The 21605-nt window shown below is 52.4% G+C and carries 12 protein-coding genes and 1 tRNA gene; 3 read left to right on the forward strand and 10 right to left on the reverse strand.

Annotated features, from left to right (window positions below):
- From BLW36_RS03930 to ppnN, 3 genes are all read left to right on the forward strand, one after another.
- Complete coding sequence (locus BLW36_RS03930; protein WP_091385364.1) at positions 1-663, forward strand: exonuclease domain-containing protein; 663 nt, start codon at positions 1-3, stop codon at positions 661-663.
- 176 nt (positions 664-839) lie between these two features.
- A tRNA-Arg gene (locus tag BLW36_RS03935) sits at positions 840-916 on the forward strand.
- Positions 917-1367: 451 nt separating this feature from the next.
- On the forward strand, positions 1368-2741 hold the full coding sequence (gene ppnN / locus BLW36_RS03940) for a nucleotide 5'-monophosphate nucleosidase PpnN (RefSeq protein WP_091385367.1): 1374 nt from the start codon (positions 1368-1370) through the stop codon (positions 2739-2741).
- Positions 2742-2998: 257 nt separating this feature from the next.
- On the opposite strand, the gene BLW36_RS03945 is transcribed toward ppnN, so the two are convergent.
- The 10 genes from BLW36_RS03945 to BLW36_RS03990 form a co-directional block, all read right to left on the reverse strand.
- Positions 2999-5482, reverse strand: a complete 2484-nt coding sequence (locus tag BLW36_RS03945) for a lipase-like domain-containing protein (protein WP_170833110.1) — start codon at positions 5480-5482, stop codon at positions 2999-3001.
- A gap of 683 nt (positions 5483-6165) precedes the next feature.
- Complete coding sequence (locus tag BLW36_RS17395; protein ID WP_211567130.1) at positions 6166-7953, reverse strand: hypothetical protein; 1788 nt, start codon at positions 7951-7953, stop codon at positions 6166-6168.
- 88 nt (positions 7954-8041) lie between these two features.
- Positions 8042-11479, reverse strand: a complete 3438-nt coding sequence (locus BLW36_RS03955) for a TM0106 family RecB-like putative nuclease (RefSeq protein WP_091385373.1) — start codon at positions 11477-11479, stop codon at positions 8042-8044.
- Positions 11480-11539: 60 nt separating this feature from the next.
- Entirely contained in the window at positions 11540-12127 is a 588-nt protein-coding gene (locus BLW36_RS03960) for a HEPN domain-containing protein (protein WP_244506119.1), read from the reverse strand.
- A 147-nt stretch (positions 12128-12274) separates the two neighbouring features.
- Positions 12275-15274, reverse strand: coding sequence for a DEAD/DEAH box helicase (locus BLW36_RS03965; RefSeq protein WP_091385375.1), 3000 nt, complete (start codon positions 15272-15274; stop codon positions 12275-12277).
- Entirely contained in the window at positions 15274-16758 is a 1485-nt protein-coding gene (locus tag BLW36_RS03970) for an EH signature domain-containing protein (RefSeq protein ID WP_091385377.1), read from the reverse strand. The genes BLW36_RS03965 and BLW36_RS03970 overlap by 1 nt, the downstream gene beginning before the upstream one ends.
- Position 16759: 1 nt before the next feature.
- A complete protein-coding gene (locus BLW36_RS03975; RefSeq protein ID WP_244506120.1) occupies positions 16760-17476 on the reverse strand; it encodes an OmpA/MotB family protein in 717 nt (238 codons plus the stop codon).
- Positions 17477-17498: 22 nt separating this feature from the next.
- On the reverse strand, positions 17499-19328 hold the full coding sequence (gene zorA, locus BLW36_RS03980) for an anti-phage ZorAB system protein ZorA (protein ID WP_244506121.1): 1830 nt from the start codon (positions 19326-19328) through the stop codon (positions 17499-17501).
- Positions 19329-19388: 60 nt separating this feature from the next.
- Entirely contained in the window at positions 19389-20168 is a 780-nt protein-coding gene (locus tag BLW36_RS03985) for an ASCH domain-containing protein (RefSeq protein ID WP_091385384.1), read from the reverse strand.
- Between the two features lie 848 nt (positions 20169-21016).
- Positions 21017-21592, reverse strand: a complete 576-nt coding sequence (locus BLW36_RS03990) for a hypothetical protein (protein WP_091385386.1) — start codon at positions 21590-21592, stop codon at positions 21017-21019.
- Positions 21593-21605 lie beyond the last annotated feature (13 nt).

The following is a 21605-nucleotide window of genomic DNA, read 5'->3' on the forward strand; positions in this document are numbered from 1 at the left end:
GTGTACGGACCCCGGTACCTGTGGCTGGCGCTGCAACGCTGGTGGTGGCGGGATCGCGCCCGTCACCCGGCCCTGTGCCGGGCGCTCGCAGCACCCCTGCCCGCCAACGGCCTCGCGGACACGCGCTACGTCGTTGTGGACCTGGAAACCACCGGCCTATCTCCCGAGCAGGATGAAATTGCCAGCATCGGCTGGGTCGCCATCGAACACGGGGCCATTCTGCTGGCAACAGCCCGCCACTATAAGGTCCGGCTGGAAAAAGATGTCGGGCAAAGTGCGATCTATCACCAGCTGACAGACAGCGAGCTGCAACAGGGCGAACCACTGGCAACAGTACTCCCCCGCCTGCTGGAAGCAATCGCCGGCAGTGTGCTCGTATTCCACAACGCGCAGCTGGATATGGGCTTCCTCAATCGCGCCTGCAAATCACTCTGGGGCGCTCCCCTCCTGATGCCCGTTGAAGACACCATGCAGCTGGAATCGCGACGGCTGCTCAATTCCCACCAGGCCATTCCCACCGGCGCCCTGCGCCTGTTCCAGTGCCGGCGCCGCTACGGCCTCCCGGACGTTGCCGCCCACGATGCCTTGGGGGATGCGATCGCCACGGCGGAACTGTGGCTCGCCATCAATGCTGGAGAGTGGTCGCAGTGCGCGGAGCAGTAGGCCGCGATTTACTCAACACAGCGCCGGGAAGTACAACATTCAATCAGAGTGAGGCGCCAAAATTTCACCCTGCCAGCATGTGTCCGCGGATATCCACTAAGCCGCTGATTTATCTAGATATTTTTACAAAAACATTGACTGGAGCGCGCCGTTTCCCTAAAGTTCGACGCCACAACGCGCTCGTAGCTCAGCTGGATAGAGTACCTGGCTACGAACCAGGCGGTCGGAGGTTCGAATCCTCCCGAGCGCGCCAAATAAAAAAGCCCCATCCAAAAGGATGGGGCTTTTTTATTTGTGGTGTTCGGGCGGTGGACGAACCTCCCAGGTTCGATCAACTCGCGCCAGCGAGTTGAGACCGAACGCAGTGAGCCCGCAGGGTCAAAACACGCTAAAGCGTGTTTTGAGTCCATCCTCCCCTTCCGGTTACTACCATACCAGTCTCTCCAAGAAACCATCACGAGTACGACTTCTGCGTTCGACACGGAAATTAGTACTCAAATAAAGAACATTAAAAACTATTCACCCTAAACTCTCTGCCCACACAACTCGCATATCGAGGCGCCAACTTTGATTCCGCACCGAAGCTATCTATGCAGAAAACTCAACACAAAAGACAACGCAATCAACAACTTAGATTACACTGCTATAGCCCCTGTACAGCACTTGCTGTACTGTAGAATCTTTCAGCATTATTTGAGGGTTGTATGACTACGGATCGTATCGATGCACAAGTGTCACCAACCGGGCAGTTCGATATTCTATCCAAGTACGAAATCCACAAGCTCAGCCGTGAAAGCCGCGGCCCTCAATACCAGACATTCCGCAACTGTTCCCTGGCCGTGCTCAGTAGCGGCGGCCACATGGATGACGGCAAGGAGCTGCTGGAGACCTATGCCAACTTCGATATCTCCGTCATCCCGACGGAGCGCAGCGTAAAGCTCCATGTCGAAAACGCCCCTGCCATTGCCTTTGTAGACGGCAAGATGATTCGCGGTATCGCCGAGCACCTTTTTGCCGTGCTCCGCGACATTATTTATGTGAACAGCGAAATCACCGGCGACCCGCGCTACGACCTGGTATCCGCGCAGGGTATTACTGACGCGGTGTTCCATATCCTCCGCAATGCCGGCACTTTTGACCGCACCCGCGAGCCAAGATTGGTAGTGTGCTGGGGCGGGCACTCCATCTCGGGGGAGGAATACGATTACACCAAGGACGTGGGTTACGAGCTGGCGTTACGACATCTCGATATCTGCACCGGTTGCGGTCCGGGTGCAATGAAAGGCCCGATGAAAGGCGCCACTATCGGTCATGCCAAGCAGCGCGAACGGCGCGGTCAGTACCTCGGCATTTCCGAGCCGGGTATCATCGCCGCAGAAGCGCCGAACCCGATTGTCAACCAGCTCGTTATCATGCCGGACATCGAGAAACGGCTGGAGGCGTTCGTGCGCACCGGCCACGGCATTATCGTGTTTCCTGGCGGCGCCGGTACCGCCGAGGAAATCCTCTACCTGATGGGCATACTGCTGCATGAAGAAAACCGGGAACAACCCTTCCCGGTGATTTTTACCGGCCCCGCCAGCGCCGCCGATTACTTTAATCGAATCGACGAATTCATTGCCTCGACCCTGGGCGAAGAAGCCAGATCCAGGTACCAGATCATTATTGATGACCCGCAGGAAGTGGCACGACAAATGGCCGCAGGCATCGAACAGGTGCGGCAACACCGCAAGGAGACAGGAGATGCCTATTACTTCAACTGGCAACTGAAGGTTTCAACAGAGTTCCAGCGGCCGTTTACTCCCACTCACGAGAATATGCATAACCTCGCTTTACACAAAAAACAGGAACCATACCTGCTGGCCGCCAACCTGCGCCGCGCGTTCTCCGGCATCGTGTCCGGTAACGTAAAAGACGAGGGGATTCGTATCGTGGAGAAACATGGTCCCTATGAATTGCGCGGCGACCCGGCAATCATGCACAGCATCGATACCCTGCTGGAGTCTTTTGTGAAGCAGCAGAGAATGAAACTGCCGGGCAAGGAATATATTCCCTGTTACCGGATCAGTGCAGGCTAACGGTTTGTATCAATGCAGTCAGATCGACACCTTGGTATGAATTAGGAGCAAATAAGAAAGTCCCGCAAGGTTGATCTGCCCCCATTTATTATTTATTCCAGTTCGTCGTGACCGGAACGCAATGGACGAAACACTGTGCCGGATCTACCGGGCCCGGCAATCAAAAAAGGCCAGCCCGATGTCGGGCTGACCTTGGCATGGCCCCGCTGCCTACCGGGGCCCCTTTCCCACTCCCTCCCCAACCGGGGAGGACCAGGTCAATCCAGGGACTTCAGGATCTCCACGTGGTTCAGGTACATCGGGTTGATATCCTTCAGGGTAAACATCCCGGTTACATCCACGTGGTCCCAGCCGGACTTCTTGCCCATGTGCTGCCACACACCTGGCACCGGCAATCCGTTGTAGTCCTGATAGGGAGCCCCCGTCGGCGCCACCATGCTGTTGGTGTTCACCACACTGTCATTGGCGAACCAGCTGGCATCCACGCCCAGGTTGCTGTTCTTGTACTGCCCCATGAACAGGGACTGGGGCATGAACGGCAGGAAGGTGGAAGCCGTGGGGTAATGCTTCTGCGTGAACAGCCCCTTGTAGGTGGATTGGTTCGAAAACGAGAAATAGTAAACATCCGGGTAGGTGATAGCACCGCCGTAGATATAGGGCGCCCCCTCCGCACTCAGGTCATAGAGTGACGTATCCACCGATTCGTCCCACAGGCTGTGGTCCTTGACGCGCTGGAAGTAGGCATCCCAGCTCTCCCCGGATTGGCGCGTCAGCGCCCACTGGTCCAGCTTCAGGTCGTAGACCACGTTCTCGCCGCTGACCAGGCCCGCCGCCCGGTAGATGGAGGTTACCAGTTGCTCGGTAATATCCAGCGGGTTGAAGAACTCGGTCAGCGTGGTGCCGTTGTGGGGCGTGGACACCGTGGTGATGCTGTGCACCCAGTTCCTGCCGCCCTCGAACACCGTGCCGGCCTCGTAGTTCTCCTCCGGCGAGCCATCCCGCAGCAGCTTGAGCAGCACCCGGGCCGTCTGGCCGCCCTGGCTGTGGGCAATGATGTGGATCTTGTTGGATGCATCCCAGTCTGGCAGCAACGCGCCGAAACAGCGGCCAAATTGACTGTGCCCATGGGTCGCGGCATGGGTTGCGCCGTAGTTCACACAGCCGCCCTTCAGCTGGTAGTAGGCCTCAACCGCGCGGTCCCAGTTGGAGCTGAGCGGCCCGACCGCCAGGGTAACGGTGTCATGCCCCTGGGATTTCAGGTATTCCTGCAGGTCCTTCTTGCCGTTCCAGCCGCCGCCCCAGTACTTGAAGCCGAACAGCTCGTTGCGGCCCCAACCAGCGAAGCCATGCAGCAGGACGACAGTGTCATTGTTGGCGGCCTGCGCGGCAGCGAAACTGGCGGCGGTTGATAGAGGCTGCAGCTTAAACACCTGGTTGTTGTCGTAATTGCAGGTGTACTGCTCCAGTTCCTGGTAGCCGGAGCTGAACAGACTGTTGTTCACGTCCAGGCACTGGTAGCTGGACTTCGGCCGTATCACATAGCCTGAGCCGTAGGGCACGAAGCGGAACAGCTGGTTGTCACTGCCGAACCCCTCGCCCTGCTCGATTGCCGTACCGGCGGCGTCGGCAAAATCCCGCACCGACAGCGAGAGCCCGCTATTGGTGTTCTGGATTTTGTAGTAGCCGTCGGCTTGGTGGATCAGCTCGAACGTCTGCGCGCTGGTGCCGTTACAGGAGTACTGCTGCAGCTGGGTACCCGCGGAGGTGCTCGATCCCGGCACGTCCAGGCACTTGCCGCTGTGGGTGGCAACGATGTTGTAGATACCGTCCTGCACCGCGGCCTCGTAGACCACCGGTTCCAGCGTCCACTTCTGGTTGTCACCGCCATGCTCGTCCCAGAGGTGAATGTCGGCCCCGCTGTCCATGGAAACACCGGAGACATCGATCGGCTTGTTGCCCGACAGGGCGGTTTTTATAAAGTACGCCCCGTCGCCATTACCCTCGAGCAGGAAGCGCTGGTTGCTGCCCTGGTTGCAGCTGTACTGCTGCACTGGCGTGCCGTTGCCGGTCTGGCCCCAGTAGATGTCGACACACTTGCCGCTGTTGACATTGATGATCTCGTACTGGCCGGCACCGGCGTAGACGAAGTCGAACTGCTGTGCGGCGGTACCGTTGCAGCTCCACTGCTGCAGCTGCTTGCCGTTGGCAGTGCTCGACGAGGGCACGTCGAGGCACATTCCCGAGTGCACTGCCCTGGCGGAGTACCGGCCGGGCGCCAGGGTGCGCTCGCCGTCGATGGTCGGGTCGATGGCAAAGGTCTGCTGCGGTGAGCCGGTACAGGACATCTGCACCAGCCGGCCCCCCTCACCCTGCGACGCACCCGAGAGCTCGACGCACTTACCCGAGTTCCGGTTGCGCAGGAGATAGCCACTGCCGTTCCTCTGCGGCAGGAAGTGCTGGGAACCGTAGTCGTACCAGCTGTACTGGACCACCGCCGCGCCATCCGAACCGGAGCCGCCCTGCACACGCATCGCCTTGCCGCTGTTTGTATTGATGATTTTGTAATAACCGTCGCCCGCCGGGCTGACATCAAAATCCTGGACGGCCGAGCCCGAGCAGCTGGCCTGCTCCAGCTGGACGTTACTGGATGTGCTGCCACCGGGCACATTGACGCATTTGCCACTGTGGGCAAGCGTCAGCGTGTACCTGTCGGCAGGTAAATTTGAAGCGTGGGCAGCCATGCTTAGCTGCAGAACCAATAGCGAAATTATCCCGAGATAAACGGGGGTAAGTCTCTTCATCATGCGCCGAACCTTATTCTCTCTGTGAACTTGATTTGGCAACACGTCAACGATCAATTAAAGGTAGAGCTCGATTCCTTCGGGCAGGCCGGCCAATCCAGAAGCAGACTACGGCAATACGATACTTTGGACACACGGCTACTTGCCGGCGACTGATGATGATTTGGCGTGTTGTCGCTGTTTTTATTGGAAAAAATTTTATTGTTTTAAGAATGCATTGTTACTGACATCACAGCCATGGCGTACCACTCACATGGCTGACGAAGCGATTCTAGTCACGAAAATGAAACACTGTAAACGGCAAAAAAGTGACCGTACGTCCCTTGAGAAACAGCGCACAAACACACGCATACAGACGTACCAGTCCCGGATCGGACGCTTTCAATCGGGATAGCCCGATCAACAGGACGGTGAGAATTGGACAAAAAGATCGACCAGCCCCGTGGAGGGAAATAAATTTGGGGACTTTTGATCGAAAGATTGATTTCATCATCCACTAGGGGACTTCAACATCGTTATTTTACTCTGACTGCGACTTTTGGTTCGTATCTTCCCCTAGGCCTCCATCTGGAAAACCCGCCAATTCCATTCGAAAGTGGGGAGGGCTAGGGAACTCGAACGATTCAGCCAGAAACATCAAAACCTAATTGTTTCTTATGTTCTGCTTTGGCCTGTCTAATCGAGTCGATGATTTGTCGCCTAAAGTCTTCCCTGGAGATCATTTCTTCCACCTGCAGTAAGGTCGCATCAATTGAGACTCCAACAATCAAACCCACCCCAGCGCCTATCACGGCACCCGCAAAAGTTCCAGCTCCGGGTATGATTGAGCCAATCGCAGCTCCGGCAGCCGTTGCCGCACCGCCCGCACCGACTTTCGAAGCCGCAGCCTTGGCGACCGCTTTGGCCGCCAGCCGTAGTGTCCCTTTGGCAGCAGCCTTTGAGACTACCTTTGTGGCTACCATCGCTGAGATGGCGCCCAGCCCAGCGACCGCTCCCCGCATATTGCCATTTATTCGCTCAATTTCGGCTGAAGGCCGCAGTATACTTTCCTGCGAATACTCATCGATCACCCAGAAGTCTCCTTCCGGCATGGAAACCTCATTGTCTTTTAACAGTTTTAGAGAAGCTTCCCTGAAGCTCGCCTCCAAGATATGGTTCTGCTCAGAGACTGCGCGTAAGCTTTTTTCAAACCTTGCAAATGGCTCTCCGCTATTGAGCGTCCTGGTCAGATCCGCGGAAATGCGGCTCTCCAGCGAGTTACTTAGTAATGCCGCAAGCCGCATGTATTCTGCCGGCAGGCTGTAATATGCATCCAGATATGCATCCACATTACCCTCCATCACCCTATAAGCCTCATCCATCTGCTTCTCAAGTAGCTCCATTCCCTGTTGCTGCCGAGCCAAAGTGTCGATAGCCAGAGCATGAAGGCTGTCCCGGGTTCCTGCTTTGTAATAGCGGTTTTCGAACTTCTCGACCTGAGGCTTGATCGCCAGCTCGAACTGGGCAAAGTCACGGGCACTGACCTTACTCGCGACAAGCGTGTCCACGTAAATAGCGAGAGCTGGATAAATAAAGCAGAGTCCGACTGCACACATCGCTCCCAAAGCGCTCGACTTTTCAAATCCAACTGTGGGCACTTCTAATTTCTCGGCCAAAGGTACAGCAATGCGGCGGTATTCCTTTGCTGGAATAAGAAATGCAGAAAGCGCATTCGCGAAACTGGCTAATGCCGCGAACGTAACGAGTAGGGCCATCACGAAATATAGGCGTCCGGAGCTGACCTTTAGGATATGCAGCCCCATATCCATCACCGCTGCATAATAGGTAGTATACCGATCTATTATTTGTGCCAAAACACTCTGTTCTGAAGAGAGCAACACCTTTTGTTGTTCCAGCATTATCTCCGACAAGAGCGGAACGCTGTCACGGGGTATAAGATAGAGATGAATCAATATCCAAGCGACACTAACCAACAGTGCGAATACCCACTGGGACCAGGCCAGTCCCTTGGCGAAAGCTCGATATTCCCGAAACTCATTACGTGCAACTGATAGAAGCTTTGCGTGGATGCCGAAATATAGAGGTATCAAGGCACACAACAGCGCCCACTCAATATAAGAGAGCATATGAAACCAGTACAGCATTCCTATACCGGAACATAGCGAGACCAGAAACCAGAAAGGGGTAGAAAGTAGCCGGCTATTCTGAATCGCACGGAGAAAACCGCCGTGACGATATTGATGGGCATAAAACGTCTTTTGAATAGTACTTATATACAAACGACTCAAGAAAAATGGAAACCCCAGTACTACGGCTCCCAGTAGGAGAACCCACAGCTTACTATCGTTCGTCATTTTCGCGAGCAGCCAGCCTGCGGCTAGCCAGGAATAACTACCGACGAGATATTTCAAAGCCCCACCCCAAATGCACCTGGTTAATCTAACCCAATTTAATTTAGTTCTAATGTGAAAATGTATTTTTTGTTTCTGAAAAGTATCATTAAGTATTCGCTCTAGAAAGCAGCTGCCATAGGTTCAACCTTCTCAGATCTGACAGAGAATTTGCCTTAGTCAAACCCAAATTAGGGCTGCCGACGATCACAGCAAGAGCTTGCGCACGGGAAATGGCCACATTGAGGCGATGCTTATCAAACAGGAATGCTAATCCTCTCGGTGATTCAGCCGCTTCACTGGCACACATACTGATAAAGACTATCGGGGCCTCTTGGCCTTGAAACTTGTCAACACTCCCTACTCTGGCCTCCTCGCCCAATGCTTGCTTCAGTTTATTGACCTGATGGTTATAGGGGGCCATGAAGAGCATGTCCGCCAAGGTTAACTCTCTGGTCTTGCCGTTCTTATCGCAGTAATTCCGACCAAGAAGCTCCTCCGTGCGAGCAACAATTTCGGCCACTTCCTCCTCACTGGCTTGAGTATTTCCCTCATGCTCGACTGGCAGATAAATCACCCCGGCTTCACAGTCCAATGGCCCGTGATAGCTTGAAGGTACGTCGATAACTTGTTTCACATTGTCTGGATGCGCCTCGAGCCTCCCACCATAGAATGCGTGCGAGACAACATCATTGACGGCCGGGTGCATACGATAGGTGGTGTCGAGAAATACTCCCATCTGCTCGTCGATGGCTGCTTGTTCACCCAGCAAATAGTCCAGCACGGAGAGGCCGGCAAGCCCAGGGTGACTGCCCTGAATAGGCTGGCCCAGCTGCATCTGGTCACCCATCAGAACAATATTTTCCGCTGCCCCGCTAATAGCAACAAGATTAGCAAGGCTCACCTGCCCCGCTTCATCCACAAACACGTAGTCAAAACGCCCTTGCAGATCCTCCCGGGCAAATCCCCATGCGGTTGTCCCAACAACGGTTCCGGGAGCCACCGTACCCTCGATATCCTTGTTAGCTAAGACCTGGATACCCAGTTCTTCCAGTTGCGAATCAGTATCTTTGGTGCACACACAGGACACAGGAATCCCCTGATCGTGACAATAGCTGGCGGTACCGATCAATAAATTATTGATAGCCTTGTGGCTATTGGAGCAGATGCCAACAGTTCTCCCCTGTTTGACGAGCTCTGTGATGATGTGCTTACCGGTATAAGTCTTCCCAGCACCAGGCGGTCCCTGAATGGTTAGGTAGCTGGCCTGTAGATTGGAGACGCCCCTGATAACTTGCTTGAGTCGTTCCTTGGGGTCGGTCCCGGTCACTATCGACATGCCCGACGTATGCCCGTTGATGCGGGGCAAGGCGCGGGAAAGAAAATCACCGATTGCACATGCTCGCCACTCACCCCGCTCATACGCGGCAATAACCCGATCCAGAGCCTGCGGAATAGGGTTAGGATTCACGTATTCATCCGGTACCAGCGTGATTACCGCAGGCGGTTCCTGCATAGCGGAAATGACGATCAACCCTACTTCTAAATCACTCTCAGTATCCTCAAAGGAGACCTTCAGGGGTCTGCCCGCATCATCCTCCTCACCGGCCAGATAAAAGGTCTTGGCAGCACCTTTGAACTCCTGATTCGCATCAAATCGATACTCGAAGGCGTGCTTCCTGGCTCTTGGGCTCACCTTGAATGGTGGACGGGGAGTCCGTTCACACTGGGCAAGGCAATCGATATCATCTAGCAATTCATCATGCGTGAGCCCCAAGCGGTCAAAGAGCCTCCAAAACACCGGCTTGGCTTCGCGGCGGTGGAACTCCAATAGCCAGGCGAGGGTCTCGGTGACCACAGACTGAGGCACCCTGCTGGGGTCGGTTTCTTCGCCGCACTCTGATGCACGCTGCCGTTCAGCCAGTCCCAAAAGACGATCACGGAGCTGCGTGCGTTCCGACACCTCTTCAGTGACTTCGCTCTCTCGAGGTTCGGTGGGCCCAACGTAGGTGATACCGTGGCGCTCTTGCTCTTCGCGCAGCCACTCCACCAGCTCCTGAGTAGAATCACAGTCATCAATGTTGTATTCGCGGATGCTCTTCAGGATTTTGGAGGTCTGCCAACTATCCCCATCCCGTTGTTGGCGCCATTGTTCATAGACCACCACCGAATCTCCGCCCGTCCCGACGTCTGTTTCACGCTTTCCCCGATACAGATGTTCAACACTCTTGATCGAGTAATTGCGTTCGCCAAGACGCAACCCATGGCGGACGATCTTATAGAGGTCCACAAAAACCTCATTGCGCAGCAGCTGGTCAACCTCATGTTCACAGACGCCATACCGCCCCATTAGTCGCCGGCATGCAGCGATCTCGTAATTGGCGTAGTGGTAAATATGCATTTGCGGGTCATGCTGCCAGCGTTCATACACCCAGTGCATAAACGCCTCGAAGGCAGCTTTCTCCTCATTTGCATCGTGGGCCCAGAAGTCCCTGAAGCAGCGGTTTCCCGATTCGTCGAAGTAGGTGGCCCCCCAAAGGTACTCTAGCCCCCCTTCCTCTAGCGGGAATCCCTCGATATCGAAGAATACGTCAAGGGTAGAAGGCGGTGGCAACAAGCTTAGCCCCAGATGCTGCCCTGCCTCAGGGATCAATATTTCAAACCTAGGCTTCTCGCAATCCTGGCTAGCCTGCTGAATTCGCGCTTGCGCCTGCAGTCGCGTAAAAACAATATCGTTGATGCCCGGCACCCGGACCAGCTCGGATTCCGCCAGCCCCGTGAGCGTGTTAATACCTGCAGCTTGCAGCTTCTTGACCTGCGCTCGAGTGATATTGGCAACACGGCTGAGGTGGTCTCGCTCCTCCAGGATCTTTTCGGCGTACGTCCCCCAACGCCCCCAGCTCACGGAGTCCGCTGGATCCGGCATTACCTCGGCATTAAAGCTCGTCTCGGCGGATAGGAACTGACTTTTCTGTGCCTGGTAATAACTGAAGTAATCCCGTAGTGGGAAGCTATCTCGCTTACGCGAACCCAAAACAATCGACACACTTTCGGGCAGACACCCTTGGCACTCTGCAAGCATCTCCGCATAAGTGCACAACTGGACCAGATGCGAGGGCTTTACTGCGCCGGAGAGCTTAGTATCCCACACGGTGTAATGATAATGCCCCAGCGATGACGGCCCCTCTACCTTGACCAGGAAATCGGCAAAGCCACGAAAGGGCAGCTTCTCCAGGGCAGCCTGGAATATTACATCTATACCTCTACTCATGGCTTCACGGGTAGCTATCAGCTTCTCTGTGAATGAAAGCTGACTCGAAACCGCAAAAATCGACTTACCCGCATTCCTCATCTCATCGAGATGATCCTGCTCATGCGCGAGTCCGCGTGTTGCCAGTACCGCCTGTAGCGGATCCTCGCCATCTGGCTTGATCCCGCAATCGGGAAAATCCGTTGAAAGGCGCTCCATCCAAGCCGCGAATGGTGATTCTATAAAGCGACATAGATCTGAAGGTGAATAAATCACCCGACCGGACTCATAATACATAACTCAAGATTCCTTTCCTGCCCACTTTACTTACGAGTACTGGTTCAAATCATTTTTGAATCAAACTGTCTCCGTCTCCACCACCGGATAACACGCATCTCCGGGAAATGAATCAGGGTTTAGCATCATAATCTCAATGATTGATGGTACTAATTTCCCCATAATCGCCATTCCATCGCGGATCTGATCACGGTTAACCCGACCCTGCCAAGTGGCTCCACCATGAACTAACTGATTTCTAAGCGTATAGAGTCGGCTAAAAATCACACCCAGTACAGTTTTAGTGTCCGAACTAGCCAAGGAAGCTTTTACTGCCGTATTAGCGGAATTAAAACTCTGCCTCCAACTTTTAGCATCTATCTCTCCTCTCTGATAAGCCCAGAACGGATGAAATATAAATGGATTATCTAACAGCAACCTGATCGATCCGGAGAACTCATGCCAAACATGACTGTATAGATCGTTACTAGTATCCAGATCTACCAATCTATCAATAAACCTTCTAAAGAGATCTTGGTCACCGATACCTAACGTGCGGTCTATTTCCTGGGCGTACGCAGCATTGAAAGAGATCCAGAGAAAAATAAATGCACTATCTACATCTTCACACTGCTCCGCGCGGCAAAGCCAGCTAAGCGCACGGTGCACTCTCAACCCAATGCATCAGGGAACCCATCGCGATTCTCACGCTGAAATGATTTAAGCGCTTTGTGACCAAATTCCATTACCATTTAGTTCCCCTTAAATATGCGCTTAACTTGACACCCAAAAAGTCTATCAAATGGGCTAAATGCTCTAAAAGACCCCACCAAAATCCGAAGCTTCAACGGCCTCATTTGCCACCACCGCATCGCTCAGGTCTATTTTGTTACTTAACAAGCTATCAAGCTGCAGATCAAAGGATGCAATTTCTGGATGGAGCGCCATTGGCAGATATACGTTGACGTTCCGTCTTTGCCCGATACGGTACACCCGATCAGTCGCTTGCGCTTCTTTGGCTGGATTCCAGTGTCTCTCCAGATGAATTACATTATTTGCACCGGTTACGGTCAGGCCAACACCCGCAGCCACTGGAGACATCACTATCACCCCAAATCCAGAAGTGGACTGAAATGCATCAATAATCGACTTACGGGTAAGCTCGGACTGCCGCGTCGATACTGCCTTAGTATCACCATTAATAATATCTACCTTGATCTTATAGAGAGAAGAAATTAAGACGCATACAAACCGCTGAATTGACTTGGTCGTGGCGAAAATAATCACCTTCTCCTCGCGACTGCGAATCTCATCAAGCACGGACAGCATCGACTCGATCTTCACTGAATCCTTGGCAAACTCAATGAGCCCCTTAATATCTGACGGAATATCATGCTGACCCAACAACCTGTGATGGATAGAGCTTACCTTAAGCTTGAGTAAGCTCGGCAAGACCACCCCCCGCCGGTCCTGTTCCGAAGCATTTTTGACATGGGAGACAATATCTTCGTATGCAGAGAGCTGGGGCCCCTTCATCATTCCGGCTAAGGTAGATTGGAACTTAAATTTCTGAGCAGACTGATTACCGGAATAGATTGTCCTCTTGGGAAGTCCGTCAAGACGCTCCTCTTTGGTTCTCCGCAGCATGTAGACACCAACTTTATCTCTTAGCTGCTTACCGACCGTAATTTTTACATCTCTCTTATCCGGCTCAGCAGCATCCAATATAGGGGAAATATAGTTCTCCCTGAATGATTGCCATGCCCCTAAAAGACCTGGAACAGCGGTATCCATGAGACACCAGAAATCCTTTAGCGAGTTCTCAACCGGAGTTCCGCTTGCCAGCAATTTAAAGTCTGCCTTCAGAGCCTTTGCCGCTCGCGTCGCCAACGCGTTGGGGTTTTTGATATTTTGCGCCTCGTCAAATGCTACGATACTCCAATCAACGCGGCTGAGTGAGAACTGGTAATCTCTAAGCGTCTGGTATGTTGTTAAAACAAGTCTTCCCGGCATATCGAGGCGATCTTTGCCATATAACTTTCCAACCTTCAGCGAGTAGCGAATCGAATCAAGGTTACTAATCCCCTGAGCCTCTTGTGAGGTTTCTCTACCGGCTCCGGCGACACGGAATCGCTTTAAGTCTACCCCCGCCTGCAGGGTCACAATATCCTGGAAGGGCGATTTATGGAATGTTTCAAAAACCTCGGACTGCCAGTTTTCAAGGAGGCTTAGTGGCGCCACGATCATTACGGGCTTTTCTAGGCCTCCAGCTTGGCGCATTCGTCGAAGATATTCAGACGCTGCCACCAGGGTCATGTAGGTCTTCCCTAGTCCCATGTCGTCAGCTAATAATGCCCCCGTGTCCCGGCTACCAGAAAGTGTTGATTCCATATGAGCCAGAAGCCAACGAATGCCCTCATCTTGGTGTGGAAAGGCGGCTCTCTTAAGATTGCTCTTATCATAGTCCTGACGATCAACGTCAAATCCATTCAGCTCGGTCTCTCTGCAAAAGTCTTCTTCCTCATCATTAGTACCAATTGCAATCACGACTTGATCAGATGTTGAACTTTGAGCCTCATCCGGTCCAACACCCCTAGTCGGCACATCTACCTCATTCTCAGAAAGACGCCGCTCTGCCGCACGCAATGATTCCTCGACAGCTTCTACATCAGACACGTCAAACTTCCTGCCATCGAATTCGACGACTGTCGCACCGAGCTTCTGAGCATCGCTAACGCGCTGAATGAGTTCATCCAACGTTTCACGACTTTTAGCAAGTGCAGCTATGTTCCCTGTCGGCTCAATAAGCTTACTTTCTGCATCAAACCAATTGGTGCTCGACCTTTCCACATCTCCAAAATACTTATGCTCGAAATGCTCGGCACCAAGCACCCGCAAAGAAAATCCGGTATCGAGGTCAATCATGGCCGCGTTTAGATAAGCGGTTGGGGATTCAAAGAACGACTCTACCTGGGACTTAGGAATCACACGGTTGGTGAGTATCTCCTCGACAGCGTCTACTCTTTCTTGATCTAGCAGTACAAAACGGTTATTTACCCGGAGAATACTTCTACCTTCATCGGCGCCAATCTGCCCCAAACGACGCTTGACGTCATTCAGATCGATACCCGGGCCAAATGTCGGGGTGAGTACCAAATCACCAGTTTCAAGTTCTTCAACTCCGACACCAACAGATTCTGGGCGAACAATATCTATCTGATTAAAGTGCGCAAGATCAATCTCCGCACCTGCTTTCTTTGCAGTTTGCAGCTCAAAAATCAACCAGTTGTTTTCATACTCATTTCGCTCCGAGGCAGATAGACCTTCATGCTGAACAAGCGCCTGCAGCGCTGACCACTGCGCAGGGGTCAGGCGATATTGCTCTGTTTCCCCTAAAAATAGAAATGGTCCTCGAAGACTAAAGTGGGCGACTTCCTCCCCGGCAGGTAAGACCAACTCGGTTCTAACAGCGAAAGAGGACTTACCCGTGCTTCCAGAAATCAAGCACTTAAAAGCTCCCTCAAATAAGGGGGGGAGCCTGAATAGGGCTGCGAAATCTTCATCCAGATTAGAGACAGATGATGATGACACTGTAAAGCAATTAGCGTTTCGACGTGCAACGCCCTGCTCGTGCAGGCTCTTCAGGTATGCATACTTCATTCCGAAGATCGGGTTTTCCAATGAATACCCTTCCGGATCAGCCAGGCCAGGCCCCTTGAAAATAAAGTCCAGCCCCTCGACTGGGTCAATCCGCCAGGATAAAGATTCCTCTTCGTGCTTTCCTGCGAAACGCTTGAGAAACTGCGCTATCGCCATCACACTGCTCCTACTTTTTTCTTGAAGGCGCGATATTGATCCGGATGGATTAACCTTCCAGCCTCAACTTGAACCCCCTTGTACTTCAGATAAGCGATTGCCTTCCTTTGCCAGTTAAAATGGACATCATGGGTCAATTCCAACCCTTCGTCGGTATCGCCATATTCACGACGATAATCAAACATCAACTGGCTACGAAGGTAGCTATCATCAATTGCCCGGATATCGTAGTTTCTAATTTTCTGGTTGGAAGGCAACTTGTCCAAGAGCTTCAGCCTGAAGCTATGACTGCCTTCAATCATGTGAACCTTTCCGCCCAAATTGAGATAGATCATCGAGGTTTGTGGGGAATGCACTCTAGTAAAAGCCGGCAGTTCCTCTCTTTTATATTGCTTTCGCACGTAGTGCTCTGCGTAGGATCCCAGGAATAGTCGAGACTCAGAAACTGCTCCAGATTCAAGCAAACCCTCCATGAATGCTTTTCGCGGCTTGAACATCCGCTCCATGTCATCGATTTTCCCATCCCTGGCGCTCTGCTCAAGCACATCCAAAAATAGCTTAAGGTCAAACCGACTCAACCAGCCGCGGACCTTAGAAACACGGTGCTCACCGAGCAGCGACCACCACTTTTGGTAATTAGGATTTGAGCGGGGAACTCGCGGATCACCGGCAATAGACAAAATTACATTCTGCCACGGTTCACTTACCTCCCCATCTGGACTCCTATCAATGAGAGTCTCCAGCACTTCAAGGCCTAGCAACTTGCCCGGAATATAATTCGAATTGAAAACCGCTGGTTTGCATACCTCTTTCAGCACTGGATCATCAGCGCCGACAGGAATATTACGAATGGTCTCCAGATAATAGATATTCTGACAACGGCTGAGGAATACTCCCCCTGTGAAGCTTCCGAGGTGGAATCTTCTGATCAGCCCATCGAAGTCAATGTTTTGTTCGCGAGCTGCCTTCACCAGTCGATAGGGAGCAGATGGCGAAAAAAGCCGGCCTCGCTGTTCGGCATAGGTCTGAAGATCGCTGTGGCCATCCCTTCGAGCGAGATAGGCCAGTTGTTCTTGCAGGAAGTCAGTCCAAGCAGGCAGCCCCTCGTCTCCGCCAATAGTGTCAAACCGCTCAAAATATGCCCGAATCATTTGTAGGAGAGAGAGTTTGGTCATTGGCTCCCGAACGTCACGTACCCGGGCTAGCATGTCGCTACTGACGCCTACCTGCTTGGCAAATTCGACTTCGCTATATAGAAGGAATGTATAAGCTCTGACGTGGAGCGTATCGTCAATAGCACGGCGAAGCCCTGTACTATCACCTGCTGACGCTAACCTCTTTAGCAGATCACAAGCACGGCGAAATCTTGGTGAGCTTTGTCCAGAACCACTGCCGACTTTCTTTAATTTCTCTTCGGCGCCCCTCAGCGGCAGAAAGTCTCTCTCTGTCCACTCCGGCAATTGGAATTCGAGTCTTGGCAGCATGCTACTTTAATTTGGCTTTAATTTTCTCGAAGTCCGCTAGCGACGGTCGCTTGATTGTAAAGCGAATGTCGATTCGGCGGTTTTTCTTAAGCGACTTCTTGCTATCTGGGTCCTTAAGAGTGTCCAATCGTGGCCTGGTTTCGGCATAACCACTAACGGAAAATAACTTCTTATGGTCATGACTCACTAATTCCTCTGGGCGCTGTCCCTTGGGCAGTTTCTCATTCCAATACCGCCAAACTGAGATCGCTCGAAAAGTTGACAGCCCCCAATTTTCCTGGATAGCGGCATTTCGATAGGGAATTTTATCCGTATGCCCTTCGACAAAGACCGTATCCAAGTATTTCCAGCGATCATTTTTCTCTATCGAGGCAAATAGTACCCGCCCAATCTCCAGCGTAACTTTCTGAGAGCGCTCATCCTCCGGAACTTCATAACGTCCAGAACGGAAAGCAAGAACGTCCTCCGGAATTCGAAGTACTGTATCGTTTTCGCCTAGTGAGACCCGAATATCTTTTTTCCGTAACTCTTGCTCTATCTCCCGCAGTAGTTCTGCTCGGACTTCCTCTGCCTCGCGAATCTCATTAATTGCCGCATCCCAATCTTGCCGCTTTTGCATCAATTCCAGCACCAATGCGACTACAGCCAGGACGAAGATGACCAAGAGACCGGCCATAATGTCGGAGAATGACATCCAATATGGATTTTCCTCATCCACATTCGCGCCTTTCTGTAACGAACTAGCTAATCGCATCGGTTACCCTACTCTTCGAGCCGAACTTGCCATCGATTTCATCTACCAGTTCATTAATCGTACTGACAGCATTAGTCATAGAAGAAACGTAACTATTAGTTTGCTCATTCCACGCAGCCATACGGCTTGTGGTCTGGTTCTGAACTGTTTCTGCGTAGTCATTAAGCAAGCTGCTCATTTTCTCATTAAGATCGGCGACATGCTGCTTCATGCTATGCCCCAGACTATTGAAGCTTTCCTGTACCTTGCTTAGACCAGATTCTGCCAGCTCTGCTGCCGCCTGTAAGTTCTCAGTAGCGGCACCTATCGTTCCTGTGACCTGTTCCATTTTTTTCGACAGCGCTTCATAACCGACCAATACAGCCTGATTCTGATTGGTGATGCGCTCAAATTGATTGGCGGACGATTCAAGGTGCTCTTCTAGGCTATCACTGGCCTGCCGCAGATTAGTCGACAGCATCCCAAGCTGGTTCGACGAGCCTTTCATGTCGCTGGCGGCCTGCTGCATGGATTGGGTTGCTGCCGTATGGCTGTCAGCCAGTTCACGGAATCGCTCGATCAGGCTGTTGAGTTCCGTGCTGATTGACTCGTGCTGCGCCTGTTGGGACTCCAGGGTTTGTTGAATTCCCTGACTCAGGGCATCCTGCGCACTTACAAAGCGGCCAAAATTGGCATCAGCCGCTCGTTGCGCCTGCTCTTCACGCTCCTGCTGCTTCGCGAGATGTGAAGCCATAGCACTTTGCATCTCTTGGACAGTATTCGCACTTTGGGCCGTAAAGGTACCCATTTCACCCTTCAGCTGAGCTGTAAAGTCTGACAACCCGGACACCATCTGCTCCGAAGCATGCTCCATATCGACGGCAGCGTCCTTCATCATCCGCTGCTGAGCTTTACCAGCCTCACCGACACCATCAAGGAAACGCTCAAGCAAGGATTCCAGTGCCTTCTCCGAGCCGGAATGTGCATTCTGCACTAGTTGCTGGATGGCCGGCCCGAGAATGTTATGAAGACTCTGTTCCATGCCATCCCTAATCACCGTGGAAGCCTCTCGCATGGCTTCTTGCATCTTGTGTCCAATCTTCTCGTCCAGCTCAGCGAGTTTCTCCATACTCTGACGGGAGAAATCTTCGATATTTGAAAGGCTCTGTTCCGCCGTAATACGCGGGAAGAGATTGTCGATCCTGGCTTGAAAGCGGCTGATACGCGCTCGGATATTACGCTCTAGTAGCTTTTCGTAAAGATTGAATAGAACACTGGTAAAGACCCCCCAGACAGACGTCATGAACGCGATTTTCGCGCCACCGATCATTCCGAAAATCCCATTTCGCAACTCATCGACATCAGTGGTGGTCGTATCGATGTCCAGTGCGCCAAGCCCCATGGTAAGGCCGGCAAAAGTACCGATCACACCAATAGCAGTTAGAAATCCCGGCACAGCAGCCAAGAGTCGATTCTCGGTGAGGCTTCGCGCTAGCGTATGTGTATTAAAGAAATGCGCCGCATCAAGGGTATTACAGAGGCGCTGCTTCTGCGGAACAGGTACAAGCGACTCATCGAATTCACGCCAAAGATCGCCATACTTGGCATTCTGTAGGGCTATATTTGTCAGATCTCGCCGTCGCTCAAGCAAGCTCTCTGGCTTCACGTTGCCAATCAGCGACTCGTAAAATGCAACGGCTTTTCGGGCAGCAAAGAATCTAGTGAGCGCCCAGCCGCCAAACGCCGCCACGGCGATCACGAGAAACAGTACGAAGCCTGCGCTAAGACCCTCCGGACTCGAGAGCCTTCCATCAAAGATCGCACCGAGGTCGGGCATCAGATTTCCGAGACTGTAAGTTGACTGCTCCATAAGAAGTTTTACCGCATTTAGTTTTTGTTAATTCGACTCAGGCTTGACCCAGTCCACCGCACTGACAATGCCCCAATTGCCAGCGGCGTTGGGGCGACGCCACTTTGCTGTAGGCATCTTTCGCAAAAATTCCAGCGCTTCCATAAAATCGAGAAAATGCCTCTCATCACCCTTATTCCCAACTGTGTAGTGGCCACGTCCGTTACGGACACTAGGGGAAAAGATCGAGCCATCACGAGCGACTGGAAGGGCATCACGCCTTGCAGCCGGAGGCTCGAGTTCTGGAGCCGGCTCCGCTAACTCTGGTGTATTCTTGACTCTGTTGTTTTGATGCCGATCGCCCAAAAGGTAACCAGCACTAACCTCCTGATGCTTCTGAGGCGTCGCATCGCCCAGCTCCCAGTTCGCTTCCAGCTTTCCACACCCAAGCTTCAGGAGGATTTGGGCTTCGGGATTCAGAGTTACCCAAGTTACAGCACCGCTTTTATGCTGGTATGCAACTGGTTCCGGCAGAATGCGGATATCTTCCAACTTCCAGGCGTATCGCCATTTGTAGCCGGGAGCTGTATAGGTATCGGCACCAACCCGATGTTTATCAAAAGACGTCTCAAGCGCATGATCATCTAGGTAGTCGCTCACATCAGCGAGCCGTGCAATCCCTACAACTTCCCCACTACCCTTTCTGATTAGTCCGAACCAGCCTCGATACTGGGTTTGACGGCTGCGTAGCTCCCACGACTTCTTTCCCTGCAGGAGATAGCTGATCCAAGGTTCGTCGATGATCAATGCCTTACTGATTGTCGGCATCCTCTCTCCCCTCCCCTTTTGTCGACTTGCTCCACTTTCTGCTGGATCCATATTGCGCGGACGCCCCAGCTGCTTCCTGGAGCCCCTCAGATCGAACCATCATCGGCGGTACCATCAGGCCATCTGCCAACGGAAACAGCTTCAAGCAATGCGGACAACACACATCCTCGGCATAGCGAACCACAACCTTTTCTGACACAGTCCATCTCCTTCACCAGATTCATATCAGGTGTCATTACAATGAATGTGCCAATTCTTAAAAACCAGATAACCTATTGTTTTTAAACGCTTTTTAAATTTTCGAGCATAAACGGTCGGGCATTGAGATAACGATCCCGGCCGTTGCATAAAAATTTTTATCCAGCTGGGCGTGATCGTCCCGAGAATCCAACGTCTATAGCTGAACCAGGACCTATACCAGCCCGGTCGCAATGAAATCAGTTAGAGGGAAGGCAAAAAGTGTTGCCCGACATCACACTCGTTTCTCGAACCCAATATGGGTACTGGAGCGAGAGGGCCAACAATTACGGGTGACAAAAGAAGAAGAGATATTTACCGAGCGGCTGTCCCTAACCTGCGATCACCGTGATCACATTTTGCCCCCACATCTTTGCCGGTGAATGAATAGACCGGCGAGGGCTTCCAATCCGCTCTTCTTGTTTTTGCAGCAACGGCCCCTTTTTCGCCTCCCCACAGACGACTTCAGTGCCATCGATGTGAATTTATCATGTCACGTTTTGTGATGGAATTGGCACTTAGGAATATTCAATTAGCTCCAGTCGAAGAGCCAAAAACGCTCGCAATGCGTTCACCTATCGACCGGATTGATCACTTTTTGATCGGATTCGTCACACACACGAAAACTGTTCGCTTAGGAACTTATCATTTGGCACCACACGAGGCTGATGTCGGCCGCCGCGATAACCATCCATCCAGACCACCGAACGGCTATTCTCTGGGCCCACGCTGACATGGAACGGGCGGTGAGACGAATAGAAGTACAGGCGGTCAAAAGGCGTGTTCTGAACAATCCAGCGGGCCACCACCAGCGAACTCACGCCCCCTACGTAGCAGTCCACCGCAATACCCCGCCGGTCGCAGATCAATTCCCCTTTGGTGCTAAGCTCTGAACCGGCGTGCTGGTCACCGCGCGGGGTTATGTTCGGGTACGGATTCTGTTTGACGATACTGACCAATGCCGAAGAACTGAAGCCATAGGTCAGATAAACCTGGCCGAACACCTCGGAGACCGGATCCAGGATGTCACGGCACATCTGCCGGATGGCTGCGTATGTTTCCAGTTGCTTGGGTGTATTATCGATCTTGGAGCGCTTCCAGGAATCGCTGCATTCAAAGAAATCACGGTAGACGAAGAACTCGCCGCAGCGATCATCGGGGTGCGGAATGATAGTGGTTATATCCATATTTTCACCATTT

The sequence above is a fragment of the Microbulbifer marinus genome, from assembly GCF_900107725.1.
Taxonomy (GTDB): domain Bacteria; phylum Pseudomonadota; class Gammaproteobacteria; order Pseudomonadales; family Cellvibrionaceae; genus Microbulbifer; species Microbulbifer marinus.